Origin of the sequence: Agarivorans sp. QJM3NY_25, from assembly GCF_050870875.2 — a bacterium.
Classification (GTDB): Bacteria; Pseudomonadota; Gammaproteobacteria; order Enterobacterales; family Celerinatantimonadaceae; genus Agarivorans.
The window spans coordinates 3,752,929-3,765,740 of sequence record NZ_CP194041.2; the positions used below are offsets into that span (position 1 = coordinate 3,752,929).

Genomic DNA, 12,812 nt, shown 5'->3' on the forward strand with positions numbered 1-12,812 from the left:
GCTTTTTCAATCAAGTGTCCGTAGACTTGGCAGCATCTCAAATGAAAAAGATTCTTATTTAAACTATGGATTCAGCCTCAGTCTCTCCGACTTTTACTTGGGCAAGCATTCGCCAACAAATTTTCCAATACAAACGGCCGCTCGCTTATGCTCACTTGATTGCCATCATCGCGACCTTGGTCAGCGTACCAATCCCGTTAATGATGCCGCTACTGGTTGATGAAGTGCTACTTAAGCAACCGGGAACCGCCGTTGCGATAATGCAAACACTGCTTCCCGAAGTTTGGCACAAACCCAGTGGTTACATTCTAACGATTTTGGCCCTAGTGATTAGCCTGCGACTACTATCTTTAATTGTTGGAGTACTACAATCTAGACAATTTACTTTCATCGGCAAACAGATCAGTTTTTTAATCCGTCAACGTTTAGTCGAACACCTACCCAAAGTTCAGCTCCGAGAATATGAAACTCAAGGATCCGGTGGGATCAGCGCCCGTTGCATCACCGATGTGGAAACCTTGGATAAATTTATTAGTGAAAGCCTGTCAAAGTTTTTAGTGGCGGTGCTCACGATCATCGGTACTGCGGCAATTTTACTTTGGATAGATTGGCAGCTAGGGCTGATTATTCTGCTGCTTAACCCAGCAGTCATCTATTTTTCTCGATCTTTTGGCAAGCATGTTAAAGAACTTAAAAAACAAGAAAACGCAGCCTTTGAGGCTTTTCAATTAGCCTTGATTGAAACCCTAGACAGCATTCAACAATTACGCGCAAGCCAGCGCGAAGACCATTACTTCTCACGGGTGGTCACCGCAGCCAGCCAACTCAAAGATCATGCTATCGCCTCGCATTGGAAGACCGATGCGGTTAATCGTTTAAGCTTTACTGTTTTCTTAATTGGTTTTGAAGTGTTTCGCGCCGTAGCCATGCTGATGGTGATATTTTCCGGTTTAACGGTTGGCCAAATCTTCGCTGTATTCGGCTACCTTTGGTTTATGATGGGCCCCGTTCAAGAAATACTCAATATTCAATACAGTTACTTTAGTGCCAATGCAGCGATGGCAAGACTCAACCAAATATTTGAGTTAAAGCAAGAACCTCGTTACCCCTGTCAAGTAAATCCCTTTAGCCAATCGCAAGCGCCCGACATTCGTTTTGAAGATCTTTGTTTCAGTTACACGGCCGAAAGCCCTGTATTAAAAAACATTAATATTCAGCTCCCCGCAGGGAAAAAAGTGGCCATCGTATCGGTAAGTGGAGGCGGAAAATCAACCTTGGTCAACTTACTGTTAGGTCTCTACCAAAAAGACAGCGGCCAAATTTATTTTGCAGGTCACCCTATTGAATCCGTTGGTTATGCCACGGTCCGTAGCAATATCGCCACAGTATTACAGCAACCGATCTTATTTAATGCCAGCGTTAGAGAAAATCTCAATATGGGGCAACAACATAGCGACCGCGAATTATGGCAGGCCCTAGCGCTCGCAGAACTGAAGACCACCACCAAAAAACTACCTGAGCAATTGGATACGATCGTAGGGCGCAGCGGTGTACGTTTATCTGGAGGACAAAAGCAACGTTTAGCGATTGCCAGAATGATTTTAGCAAAACCTGCGGTGGTGATTCTAGACGAAGCAACATCGGCCCTAGATACCGAGACCGAAGCGAAGGTTCACCATAATTTACAAGGATTTTTAGATAATCGTAGCACCTTGATTATTGCTCACCGTTTAAGCGCTATCAAACAGGCCGATCTAATTTATGTGTTGGATGATGGGCAAATTAGCCAAGTAGGCGAACACCAACAACTGATCCAACAACAGGGCCTATATCAAACCCTTTATCAGCACCAAACCGAGTGAGACTAGCCAAGGGCGAGCGCAACTCGCTGTATATATTCCTCTGGACTCAGCTCTACCTGTTCAAGGTACGCAGATAAAGCCTGCTCAGCTGGCTGACCACCAGGATAGCGTTGTTGGCTAATCACCAACTTTTGCTGCTGACGTTGCTCCAATTTTAATTCATGCTGTAATAACAGATCATATTGACGTTGGCTAATCAAGGGCTTCACTACGCTGCGGTAATCCCGAAATTGCTTCAGCTTTTGTTCGCTATCGTCAATGTTTCGTTGTAAGTAATCAAGATTGACCATCCATCGCTGCTGCTTACAAAATCCTAACCAAAGTAGCAAATTAACATTGCATTGATATTTATTTTGTAAGGACAAACACAGGCTTTTTACCTCAGGCGCAGCATAAACTTGTAGGGAGTAACGCCAAAACTGATCGACGATGACCTGCTGTTCCGGTACTAAAGAAGATTCTTGCATCATAGTCTAACTCACTCCATGTCAAACCAATTTAAGTAATATTCTTATGCCTGATCAAAAGCTAAAAAAGCTAAAAATCTGCTAATTACCAAAGTCCTACCCTAACAAAGTGGCTAACTATCTGACAACTCTTGAACTATTCCTTAATCAAACGAACTGTAAAGAAAAAAAAACGCCATCTGAAAGATAGCGTTTTGACTAAAAATCTTAACTGTACGATTTAAATGGCAGTTACATTTTCAGCTTGAGGGCCTTTTTGACCTTGTACCACTTCAAAAGTCACCGCTTGACCTTCAGCCAAACTACGACGACCGTTACCATTGATCGCGCGAAAGTGAACAAAAACGTCCGGACCTTTCTCTTGAGCAATAAAACCAAAACCTTTTTCGTCGTTGAACCATTTCACGGTTCCTGATAATACCTGACCTGACATTATCGTCCTCTCATATATCATGTGCAAATTAACGTATTAGCTAGGCAAGCCAGCGACAAAAAGTTAACCACACCTAAAATAGACAGGCTAAAACCTTTGACATATCAACAAGCATTGCTACAGCGCATTACATTCTCTACTAAATACTTAATCAGTGCATCTTTTAATCAACTAGTTACGGCTTAATTTTGATTAAATGCATAATAAGAGTACTTAGATTTAATACGCTAGCAAAGAGATGAGCAAAAAACAACCAGGTATAGACGAAAGTTAATCGACTCCTCTCTCTAACAGTGGCCAAATCACCTTCTCTAAGCCGGCTATTTTTATTTCTAATGCAAAGGCCATCAACTGACCCAGCTCACCTTCTGGAAAACCATCTTTATTGAGAAACCATAATAAATATTCTTCGGGGAGCATGATAATCTCTCTCCCAGCATATTTGCCAAAGGGCATTTTATGCCGGGCTATTTTGACTAACATCGCCTTATCAAAAGGCTCACAGGGATTCAAATTCTGTTCATTCATTGTTCAACTAACTCTTAGGACGATCCAAATTAGTTCACATTATGCTAGCCTGCTATTTTGTACAATCAATTCAAACAAGGATCTTTAATGTTAAAGAGTAACGAGTACTTTAACGGGCAAGTGAAATCTATTGGCTTTGCAGGGAAAGAAAAGCCTAGTTCAGTCGGCGTGATGGCTGTGGGTGAATACGAATTTGGCACCGCCGAACCAGAGTTAATGGTGGTTGTATCGGGTGAATTGATCGTCAAACTCCCCGCAGAACAGGAATGGCGAAGCTTCAAAGACGGTCAACAATTTAATGTGCCCGGCAATGCAAAGTTTCAATTGAAGGTACCTTGCGAAACCGCCTATTTGTGTGTGTACGGCTAGGTCTTCATGATGAATAAAGATCCCGACTCTCTTCTAAAAAAGCGCCCAGCACTGATCCACTCCGAGCATTTGCAAGTAAGTTCGCATGTGCAGCGCGAAGAAGGAGACTGGATCTTACATACCCTGATGATCAGCAATTACGATGTGCCCTTTATCTACAAGCGCAAACAACGATATAAAAACTTAGTCGGGGCGAGAGTCAATCTAAGTTATTATCCGAGTACGCAAAGTCGTGGCGGATTTGATTTTGAGATCATGAAAGTGGTGCGTCTACGACGTAGCTAAATGCTGCAAGCGACTCGCACCAGCCAAGCCTTCCAAAATAGGGCACTCTGGCCGCTCTCCACCATGGCAACAATCGACCATCGCCGTAAGACTCGATCGCAACTGCTGTAATTGCTGAATCCGCTGTTCCACCTCTTTAAGATGTTGCATGGCGATAGTTTTCACCTCCGCAGCATGACGTTGCTGATCACCATATAGAGAAAGCAGCTGTTTACTTTGCGGCAGGCTAAAACCAAGTTCTCGGCAATTCCCGAGAAATTGCAAATGACCAAGTTGTACAGGCTGATAATAACGATAGCCATTGTCGCCTTTAAGCGCCTCGACCAAGCCAATATCATGATAGTAACGTATTGTTTTCACCGACAAGCCCGTGAGCTTAGCCACTTCACCAATCTTATACATCTGTCTCTCCTTGAGGGGCATGCCAATACTTAAGCCGTAAAGCATTGCCGACCACACACACCGAGCTTAAGGCCATAGCGCCGCCCGCAAATGCCGGATTAAGCCAGCCCATGGCGGCAATCGGTACGCCAAGTAAATTATAGATAAAAGCCCAAAACAAATTTTGTTTTAAGATCCGCCAGGTTTGTCTGGCCAAGGCAATAGCCTGAACAATCAACAAGGGATCATCACGCATTAACACCACATCTGCCGAATTTAGCGCGATATCACTACCGCCACCCATGGCTATACCAACATCTGCTTGCGCCAGTGCCGGCGCATCATTCACGCCATCCCCCACCATCATCACGGTCGCCTGCTGAGCCTGTCGTTGTTTAATCTGCGCTAACTTTTGTTCGGGCAGTAGCTCCGCGTGCCAGTCATCAATTCCCAAATCACTGGCTAAACTCCGACTCACCTGTGAGGCATCACCACTCAACATGCTGACTTTAAGCTTAAGCCGTTTTAACATTGCAACCGCTAACTTGGCACTAGGACGTGGTACATCAGCAAAAGCCAGAGCAGCAAGTAGTCGCTGCTGATTCGCCACATATACCACCGTGAGGCCTCGTTGCAAACATTGTTCAGCTATATCTAACTGAGCTTGGCCAAGTACTATACCTTGCTGTTCAATGAAGCGCTGATTTCCGAGATAAAGCCGATCCTCAAGCTGCTCACCTTGAGGCAGTTGTAGCAACTGCGCTTCGATGCCAAGTCCCGGATAACTATTAAAATAATCTAATGCGAATAGCTGTTGCGAGTCAGCTGCCGCGATCATCGCCGCCGCTAAGGGATGTTGACTCCCTTGCTGTGCACTGGCGCATAAGCGCAGTAAATCGCTGTCGGCCAGTTCACTGAAATTATGGCTGTTCACTAATTTAGGCTGACCTTCACTCAAGGTACCGGTTTTATCGAGCAATACCTGTTCCACTTTATGACTCAGCTCTAAGGCCTGAATGTTTCGATATAAGATCCCTAGTTTCGCTCCCCGCCCTGTGCCAGCCACCAACGCAGTTGGCGTAGCTAAACCTAAAGCACAAGGACAGGCTATCACCAGCACCGAGACCGCCGCTAACAACCCTTGAGCCGGCTGGCCAAGAAGACTCCAAACCAACAAAGTTGTGAGCGCAACCAATAAGATAGCAGGCACAAAATAATGGCTGATTTTGTCGACTAAGCTTTGGATCGGAGCCTTACCCGATTGTGCTTCACTTACCAATTGAATAATTTTACTCAAGGTGCTATCGCGGTTTTCAGCACTCACAGTGACCTTGAGTAAACCCGAGCCGTTGATGCTACCAGCCAGAACTCGATCTCCCACTTGCTTCTTCAAGGGTAGGCTTTCTCCGGTAATCACCGCTTCCGACACTTCACTGCTGCCCCACAGTACATCGCCATCGGCGGCTAAAACTTCTCCCGGCTTCACCAAGATGATATCTGCCACCTTTACGCTTTCAACCGATACTTGTTCAGCAATGCCTTGCTCATTTAAACGCAGCGCTTGCTGGGGGCTTAAATTAACTAACTCGGCAATATTGCTAGCCGCTTGGTATTTGGCCCGTTGCTCCAGGTATTTACCGAGTAAAATAAGGCTAATAATCACTGCGGCCGCTTCAAAATATAGATGCCCCGTTTGACCACTTTGCCACAGATAAACACTGTACCCATAGGCGGTGCTGGTTCCCATCACCACTAAGGTATCCATTGAACTACTACCGCGCTTTAAGGCTAACCAGGCACCGCGATAAAAAGGCAAGGCAATATAAAACTGCACTGGCGTGGCCAGTAACCACTGCCATAAGGGCGCTAAAGTGAGGGAAGAAAGCAACATTGGAAGTAATAAGGGTAGTGATAACAACAAACTAAACAATAAGCGCCAAGGAATAACAGCTTGCTGAACATGCCCTTGCACTTCATTTTGCGCTTGCTGAACCGCAAAACCGCAGTCAATGATGGCTTGTTTCACCGCACTCAGATGCTGAGCCTCAGGCAGTATGTCGATGCTCAGTTGATTTAAGGCTAAGTTAACACTCACTTTATCAACCCCTGGCAGTTGATAAAGTGCGCTTTCTAACTTCGTCACACAACTTGCACAATTAAGACCAGTAATCTGCCAGATATGATGCTCGAAGGGGATCTCAAAACCTTGGGCACTCAAGGCTTGACGCAGCGCTGGTAGCACCGAAATTTGTGCTGAGCGGATCCGCACCTGATTCAAGGCTAAATTAACACTGCCCTCTTCTACCCCAGCTTGCTCGGCTAAGATCCCTTCAACTTTTCGTACACATCCAGCACAGCGTAAACCCTGTAAAGGAAACACCAGTGAAGCACTCATCATCAACGCCCTAAATTAACCTCGTGATGAGTATAGTGTTAACCCTCCCATAACAGGAGGGTCAAGCGAAATTTTTAGCCTGTTCGAAGTAACCTAAAATTAATTGACGCTGTTCGGCATGGTTCACTACGGGTAAGGGGTAATCAATATACCGCTTATTTTTATTCGCCCAAGCATGGGGTTGATGCACATACTTACCAGGAATATCCGCTAGCTCAGGTACCCATTGGCGAACAAATTTACCTTCTGGATCGAAACGTTGGCCCTGAGTGGTCGGATTAAAAATACGAAAATAGGGTTGAGCATCGGTACCCGTAGACGCCGCCCATTGCCAACCGCCATTATTCGACGCGAAGTCGCCATCAATTAAATGCTGCATAAACCAACGCTCACCCAGCCGCCAATTGAGCAGCAGATCTTTACTTAAAAAACTCGCCACGATCATCCGCAAACGATTGTGCATCCAACCGGTCTGATTTAACTGGCGCATCGCTGCATCAACAATCGGATAACCCGTTTGTCCCTGCTGCCAAGCCTTTAGCAAGTCTTGATTCTCATGCCAGGGGATCGCCTCGGTCCAACCGATAAAGGCATGAGACATCGATAAACGTGGATTTGCAGCCAGTAAGTGGCGGTAAAATTCACGCCAAATAATCTCACTTAACCAGCAAAATGCGCCCCCCTCAGATTCAACTAAACAGTGGGGATGGTCTAATAATAAACGAGCCAGACATTGTCTTGGACTTAACATTCCTAAGGCCAAATAAGCGGATAATTTACTGGTGGCAGGCTCAGCTGGAAAATCACGCAGCTGTTTATAAGTAGTTGCTTGACTCGCGCTAAATTGTCTCAGCTGAGTAATGATCGCCTCATCATCCACTGCCCAGGCACTGCTATCTACTCGCGGATAATTAATGTCAGGAATTGCTGCTGAGTGAGCCAGCAAATGTCTAATGCCTGTACTCAAGCGACGACTAACCAGCGCAGTTGGGCTGCGTAGTGGGCTCAGCTCGCTTTCACTCAAGTGAGCCAACCAGGCTTTGCGAAACGGCGTAAACACTTTAAAGAAATTACCCGTTTGAGTTTTCAGTGAACCAGGCGCAATACCACACTCGCCATGATACTGACACCATCGAACATTGACGGCTAACAATTGCTGCTGGCATGCTTGGTCACGGCGCTGCTCATTCAGCTCATATTGGTAATGACTGTGCGCAGCAACTATTTGATATTGCTGACACAGCTCAGTCAAACATTGTGGAACATCGCTAAAATGCGGACATTCTCGTAACACCAGTGGGATATTTAAAGCCGCGAGCTCTCTTTGCAAAACTTGCAAACGTCGCCCAATTAAATCGGCTTGAATTGGTGCCATTGCATGCGCCTGCCATTGCTCAGGGCAGCCAATATAAATGGCTAACACATCCCCGCCCTCGGCAATCGCAGTGCTCAGCGCTTGATTATCTTTAATTCGTAAATCGTTTCTAAACCAAACCAAATGGGTGGCCATGGGATCCCTTTCGCGATTATTATACTCAAGCTGTACTACGTAGCGACTCACCAAATTGATCAGCCGCTTAAGCGATTCGCCCATTGTTCGACTAAGAACCCAGACCTGAATTATCTCGACAGCTTATTGCTCGTACAACTCCAAAGGTAAACCGTCAGGATCATGAAAAAAACTAAAACGTTTTTGGGTATAGGGGTCGACTCGAACAGGTTCAACTGCGATTTGGTGCTGAGCCAAATGGCCAATCGCCTGATCAATATTTTCCACCGAAAAAGCCAGATGTCGCAGGCCTTGCGCCTCTGGGTAACTTGGGCGTAATGGCGCACCAACAAAGGAAAACAACTCAATTTGACGACCGTCAGCCAAGGCTAAATCGAGTTTGTAAGAATGACGCTCGGCTCGATAATGCTCAGCCACAATCGTCAAGCCCAAAATTTCACTGTAAAACTGTTTAGAGCGGCTATAGTCAGAACAAATAATCGCAATGTGATGGATCCCCTGAAACATACTGAATTCTCTCCTATTAATAATTATCGATTCAAGCAAACAAAACTCATGTAATGAGCCACGAGGCTAAATAGCAACCCTTAAAATCAACGACTAAATGTACTTTAGTCTGCAAATTAAACTCAGAATGAAACAATGGGAGCTAGCTAGCATTATCACAAGGACCCGCCCCTGCCTCGAACAAGTCCCTAAAAAAAGTAGGACAGAAAAATAATTCACTAAAAAAACCATTAAAAGCAACCAACTTTAGAATAAACAATGCCGTGGTGCTGGATAAGCTCATAATATTCCATCTGGTCGGAGTTGTAGCAAAGCCTTGACTTGCCTAAGATGCGCCAGCAAATTCCAATCAATAATATAAAAGCTGCGCTAACCATCGGCAAAAGCTCCTACTTAGAGACCATTTCTCAATGAATAAACGTATATTAGGCCTAATGTCTATTAGTGCTTCATTAATCAGTGCCCACAGTCTGGCGGCAGGCTTTCAACTCAACAGCCAATCTGCGACAGGGATTGGTCGTGCATTTTCCGGTGATGCGGTGATCGCCGATAACGCCTCCGTATTATCGCGTAACCCTGCTTCAATGGCCATGTTTGATAGCCCAGCCTTGTCACTGGGCCTCACCTATGCCGATATTGATGTCACGATTAAAGACGTGAACTATGGTCCCATCAACTATGGCAGTGAGCGCGACGCTGCAGAAGATAAAGTCATTCCCAATGCCTATTACATCCATCCGATCAATGAACGTTTAGCGATTGGGGTAGCCGCCTTTAGTAATTTTGGTACCGGCACCGATATTAGTGCACTCAACAACAGTGGCGCAGCAGTGACTCCGGTTGATTTATTCGGTAAAACCGAAATTGTCACCATGAACTTTAATACCAGCCTATCTTATCGAGTGAATCAACAACTAAGTGTGGGTGCAGGCCTTGACTTGATTTACGGTGAAGGCACCCTCAACCGAACGGGTGAAGTGATTGGTGGCAGCACAGTGCAAAGCACTTTAGTTGATGTCGAAGCCGATGGATGGGCGATTGGCGGTATTGTCGGCGCAACTTATGAGTTCAATGATAAAAACCGCTTAGGCATGAGCTATCGGATCAGCCCCGAGTTTGTCGCTGAAGGAAAAGTTAATTATGGCGGTCAAAGTTACGATCAAATCCATATTCCACTGCCCAATATCTTGCAAATTGCCGGCTACCATGAGTTAAACCCACAGTGGGCGGTTCACTATACCGCGCAACATACCAGCTGGAGTGATTTTGATCACATTACCGTTACTGGCTCTCAAGCCGAACAAACCGTAAAAAGCTACCAATGGAAAAACTCATGGCTATTTAGCTTGGGAGCCACCTATCAGATCAACAGCAAATGGACCGCCCGCGCGGGTTACATGTATGATCAAGGCGTGGTCGATGAGTTAAGTTCCTTATCCATCCCTGATTCCGACCGTAACTGGTATACCGCTGGCGCTACCTACCACCTCAGCCGTCATAGTAGCATCGACTTCGGTTTAGCCTTGGTTCGAGGGGAAGATGTTGAAGTCAAAGAAAACAGTAGTATTCCAGGGCTTGGTCAAGTCGTTGGCCACACCCGCTCCAACGCAGCTTATTACTCGATGCAATACAACTACTCTTTCTAAGTTAAACCAAGCGATGATGAGCGAATTCATCATCGCTGCACCAGCTCTGCCCTTCCTTTTCGATCGGTGAACTTTATCGTTCAGCAATACGTATTAATGCCATAACTCACCAAACACTAGCGATTGTATATGCATGCTCTGGTCATCGGCGGCTCAGGCGGTATTGGTTTGGCATTAGTCAAACAGCTGTGCCAAGACCTTCGTTTTACTCGCATTAGCGCCACTTGGCATTCACACCCTGCCAACTACCAACATCCAAAACTCCATTGGACACAACTAGATATCCGCAAAGAAAATGATATCTCAAAGCTGTTTGCCGACATGAAACAACTCGATTGGCTAATTAATAGCGCTGGTCTACTACACAATTCAGCACTTAGACCAGAAAAAAGTCTCGCTGAATGTCACAGTGAAGCCTTTATGCTCAACATGCATATCAACGCACTGCCCTGCATCTTGTTGGCAAAACATAGCGCTAAGTTACTCAAACAAAGCAAAACAGCGATATTCGCGAGTATTTCAGCTAAATTAGCTTCCATTGAAGATAATCGTATCGGCGGCTGGTATAGCTACCGTTGTGCCAAGGCGGCACAAAATATGGCGCTGAAAAGCATTAGTATTGAATGGCGACGCAGCCATCCAAATTGCTGTGTTGCAGCACTGCATCCCGGCACCACCGATACCCCGCTATCCCAGCCTTATCAAAACAATGTACCCGCAGCACAATTGTTTACGCCAGGGCAAAGCGCCAACTATCTATTGGCAATACTACACCAACTCAAAGCCTGTGATAGTGGTCAATTCTGGTCTTGGGATGGGCAAAAGCTGCCTTGGTAAACTGCGTGTTCAGCATTTGTTGACACTAAGTTTAAGCCTAAACAAAAAATCCCTGATACTGCTTAGGAGTTAAGGCCAGCCGTTTCTTAAAGTTACGTTGAAAATGACTTTGATCGGCGAAACCGAGCTGTAAGGCGGTATCGGCTATACTGTTACCGGTGCGTAGTAAGGCTTTGGCTTGATTGATCCGTTGATTCAATTGAAAAGCATGTGGTGATAAGCCATAAACTCGCTTAAAGCTTCTAACCAAATGGTAGCGGCTTAAACCTACGACATCGGCTAATTCACTTAAACTAACAGTCTCCGCCAACTGATCTTGAATACACTGTTGCACCCTTGCCAGCTGAGGTAGCGCTAAGCGCTCAACATCAGAACGTAAACCCTGTTTAGCACTAAATTGCTGCTCAAAAAAACCGATCAGCAACTCTTCTTGTAATAAAAGCGCCTGCTCCTCGGCAATACGATTAAACAACTGCGAAATAGCTCGATAACTGGCCCCGCAACTCAAATAATCCTGGCCAAAGGCATGGTAGTCAGTTGCCGGTTTGGCCAACATTTCAGCTTGTAGTTGACCGACCCACCGACTATCTACAAACAACATCCGGAAGGACCAAGCACCTTGTTTTGGGTTGCAAGAATGAACATCGCCAGGATTAATCGTGACGACCTGCCCTTGCTGAATACGATGCAGCTGACGCAAGTTCTGGTAGTTCGCCTCTCCAGCGTCAATCACACCAAAAGAAAACTCATCATGAGAGTGACGGTGGTAGCAAGCCCGCGACTGGTAAGCCTGACGCAATTCCACGCTAGGTAAACCAATACTGCGTTTCAACATCACTTTCTCGCTTGACGCCATTCCCCCTCCCTCTGCAAGTCGATTAGACCAGTAAGCAGAATTACCAAAACCAAGAACACACCGATAACACCAATAAGCTTGCCATCAACAAATTAAAGCCGCGCATCCGCCGCGGAGTCGCTAAAAAGGAGGAAATTAAGGTGCCAAGCGCAGCCCAAGCACCCACCCCAAATAAACACACGATAAAAGAAACCAGACAAAAAACCAACAAGTAATAAAATGCTGGCTGCTGGCTCGATACAAACAAACTTACACCAGACATAGCCACCAGCCAGGCTTTAGGATTGAGGCCTTGAACCAAAACCCCCTCCAGCAATTTTGGAGGCATTGCTAAGCTGAGTTGCGCTGTTTGACTCACTGGCGCAGCGCCAATGCGCAAGGCCATGTACAATAAATATGCCGCCGCAAGATATTGCAATATGGGGGTCAACAATGGCATCACCAAGCTGAGGCTATTCAAACCAAGCCCTGCCAGCAGCACCACACCACTGTAACTTAAACTGGCACCAAGCACATGCGGTAGTGCGCGACGAAAACCAAAATTTACCCCGGCACCCGTCGCGATAATATTAACCGGTCCCGGCGTTATCGCCCCAATCAAGGCAAACAAAAACATCGATACAAACACACTCATCTCGTTCCTCCCCATTCAATGCGTCACGCTAACATAGAGGATCGCCTCAACGTTTTATTGAACAAAATTGCGCTAAGTTATCGACCGATGAGAAAGCTATCG

General features: G+C 45.8%; 14 protein-coding genes. 5 read left to right on the plus strand and 9 right to left on the minus strand.

Translation table 11 applies throughout. From position 1 onward, the window contains the following. Positions 1-65 precede the first annotated feature (65 nt). Positions 66-1,862, plus strand: a complete 1,797-nt coding sequence (locus ACRRSW_RS17200) for an ABC transporter ATP-binding protein (protein WP_432452032.1) — start codon at positions 66-68, stop codon at positions 1,860-1,862. A gap of 2 nt (positions 1,863-1,864) precedes the next feature. Here the strand turns inward: ACRRSW_RS17200 and ACRRSW_RS17205 are convergent, their stop codons facing one another. The 3 genes from ACRRSW_RS17205 to ACRRSW_RS17215 form a co-directional block, all read right to left on the minus strand. Next, entirely contained in the window at positions 1,865-2,332 is a 468-nt protein-coding gene (locus ACRRSW_RS17205; RefSeq protein ID WP_432459953.1) for a TIGR02444 family protein, read from the minus strand. 217 nt (positions 2,333-2,549) lie between these two features. Next, entirely contained in the window at positions 2,550-2,762 is a 213-nt protein-coding gene (locus tag ACRRSW_RS17210) for a cold-shock protein (protein WP_432452030.1), read from the minus strand. Between the two features lie 270 nt (positions 2,763-3,032). Then, positions 3,033-3,290 (minus strand): DUF3820 family protein, encoded by a 258-nt coding sequence (locus ACRRSW_RS17215; protein ID WP_432452029.1) that lies wholly within the window; start codon positions 3,288-3,290, stop codon positions 3,033-3,035. An 87-nt stretch (positions 3,291-3,377) separates the two neighbouring features. Between ACRRSW_RS17215 and ACRRSW_RS17220 the strand changes: the two genes are divergently transcribed. Both ACRRSW_RS17220 and ACRRSW_RS17225 read left to right on the plus strand, forming a co-directional pair. Next, positions 3,378-3,659 (plus strand): pyrimidine/purine nucleoside phosphorylase, encoded by a 282-nt coding sequence (locus ACRRSW_RS17220; RefSeq protein WP_432459954.1) that lies wholly within the window; start codon positions 3,378-3,380, stop codon positions 3,657-3,659. 9 nt (positions 3,660-3,668) lie between these two features. After that, the gene (locus tag ACRRSW_RS17225; protein ID WP_432456149.1) at positions 3,669-3,944 is read left to right on the plus strand and encodes a hypothetical protein; all 276 of its coding nucleotides are present in this window, start codon (positions 3,669-3,671) and stop codon (positions 3,942-3,944) included. Here ACRRSW_RS17225 and ACRRSW_RS17230 read toward each other — a convergent pair. The 4 genes from ACRRSW_RS17230 to gloA2 form a co-directional block, all read right to left on the minus strand. Further along, positions 3,930-4,346 carry a MerR family DNA-binding protein gene (locus ACRRSW_RS17230; protein WP_432452027.1) on the minus strand — a complete coding sequence of 139 codons (417 nt, stop codon included), beginning with the start codon at positions 4,344-4,346 and terminating at the stop codon, positions 3,930-3,932. The genes ACRRSW_RS17225 and ACRRSW_RS17230 overlap by 15 nt on opposite strands. Continuing rightward, the gene (locus tag ACRRSW_RS17235; RefSeq protein ID WP_432459955.1) at positions 4,339-6,723 is read right to left on the minus strand and encodes a heavy metal translocating P-type ATPase; all 2,385 of its coding nucleotides are present in this window, start codon (positions 6,721-6,723) and stop codon (positions 4,339-4,341) included. Before ACRRSW_RS17235 ends, ACRRSW_RS17230 begins: the two co-directional genes overlap by 8 nt. A gap of 58 nt (positions 6,724-6,781) precedes the next feature. Next, a complete protein-coding gene (gene phrB / locus ACRRSW_RS17240; RefSeq protein ID WP_432459956.1) occupies positions 6,782-8,230 on the minus strand; it encodes a deoxyribodipyrimidine photo-lyase in 1,449 nt (482 codons plus the stop codon). A 123-nt stretch (positions 8,231-8,353) separates the two neighbouring features. Continuing rightward, entirely contained in the window at positions 8,354-8,737 is a 384-nt protein-coding gene (gene gloA2 / locus ACRRSW_RS17245; RefSeq protein WP_432452024.1) for an SMU1112c/YaeR family gloxylase I-like metalloprotein, read from the minus strand. 410 nt (positions 8,738-9,147) lie between these two features. Here gloA2 and ACRRSW_RS17250 point away from each other — a divergent pair, with 410 nt between their 5' ends. Continuing rightward, entirely contained in the window at positions 9,148-10,383 is a 1,236-nt protein-coding gene (locus tag ACRRSW_RS17250) for an OmpP1/FadL family transporter (protein WP_432459957.1), read from the plus strand. A gap of 129 nt (positions 10,384-10,512) precedes the next feature. Beyond that, complete coding sequence (locus ACRRSW_RS17255) at positions 10,513-11,220, plus strand: SDR family NAD(P)-dependent oxidoreductase (RefSeq protein WP_432459958.1); 708 nt, start codon at positions 10,513-10,515, stop codon at positions 11,218-11,220. A 37-nt stretch (positions 11,221-11,257) separates the two neighbouring features. Here the strand turns inward: ACRRSW_RS17255 and ACRRSW_RS17260 are convergent, their stop codons facing one another. Both ACRRSW_RS17260 and ACRRSW_RS17265 read right to left on the minus strand, forming a co-directional pair. Continuing rightward, a complete protein-coding gene (locus ACRRSW_RS17260) occupies positions 11,258-12,076 on the minus strand; it encodes an AraC family transcriptional regulator (protein ID WP_432459959.1) in 819 nt (272 codons plus the stop codon). Positions 12,077-12,116: 40 nt separating this feature from the next. Beyond that, positions 12,117-12,710, minus strand: coding sequence for a LysE family translocator (locus ACRRSW_RS17265; protein ID WP_432459960.1), 594 nt, complete (start codon positions 12,708-12,710; stop codon positions 12,117-12,119). Between the last annotated feature and the right edge of the window lie 102 nt (positions 12,711-12,812).

Excerpts from the sequence above, each read along its gene's own strand:
- ACRRSW_RS17200 (WP_432452032.1), top strand. The coding sequence starts at position 66 with ATGGATTCAGCCTCAGTCTCTCCGACTTTTACTTGGGCAAGCATTCGC.
- ACRRSW_RS17205 (WP_432459953.1), bottom strand. The coding sequence starts at position 2,332 with ATGATGCAAGAATCTTCTTTAGTACCGGAACAGCAGGTCATCGTCGAT.
- ACRRSW_RS17210 (WP_432452030.1), bottom strand. The coding sequence starts at position 2,762 with ATGTCAGGTCAGGTATTATCAGGAACCGTGAAATGGTTCAACGACGAA.
- ACRRSW_RS17215 (WP_432452029.1), bottom strand. The coding sequence starts at position 3,290 with ATGAATGAACAGAATTTGAATCCCTGTGAGCCTTTTGATAAGGCGATG.
- ACRRSW_RS17220 (WP_432459954.1), top strand. The coding sequence starts at position 3,378 with ATGTTAAAGAGTAACGAGTACTTTAACGGGCAAGTGAAATCTATTGGC.
- ACRRSW_RS17225 (WP_432456149.1), top strand. The coding sequence starts at position 3,669 with ATGAATAAAGATCCCGACTCTCTTCTAAAAAAGCGCCCAGCACTGATC.
- ACRRSW_RS17230 (WP_432452027.1), bottom strand. The coding sequence starts at position 4,346 with ATGTATAAGATTGGTGAAGTGGCTAAGCTCACGGGCTTGTCGGTGAAA.
- ACRRSW_RS17235 (WP_432459955.1), bottom strand. The coding sequence starts at position 6,723 with ATGATGAGTGCTTCACTGGTGTTTCCTTTACAGGGTTTACGCTGTGCT.
- phrB (WP_432459956.1), bottom strand. The coding sequence starts at position 8,230 with ATGGCCACCCATTTGGTTTGGTTTAGAAACGATTTACGAATTAAAGAT.
- gloA2 (WP_432452024.1), bottom strand. The coding sequence starts at position 8,737 with ATGTTTCAGGGGATCCATCACATTGCGATTATTTGTTCTGACTATAGC.
- ACRRSW_RS17250 (WP_432459957.1), top strand. The coding sequence starts at position 9,148 with ATGAATAAACGTATATTAGGCCTAATGTCTATTAGTGCTTCATTAATC.
- ACRRSW_RS17255 (WP_432459958.1), top strand. The coding sequence starts at position 10,513 with ATGCATGCTCTGGTCATCGGCGGCTCAGGCGGTATTGGTTTGGCATTA.
- ACRRSW_RS17260 (WP_432459959.1), bottom strand. The coding sequence starts at position 12,076 with ATGGCGTCAAGCGAGAAAGTGATGTTGAAACGCAGTATTGGTTTACCT.
- ACRRSW_RS17265 (WP_432459960.1), bottom strand. The coding sequence starts at position 12,710 with ATGAGTGTGTTTGTATCGATGTTTTTGTTTGCCTTGATTGGGGCGATA.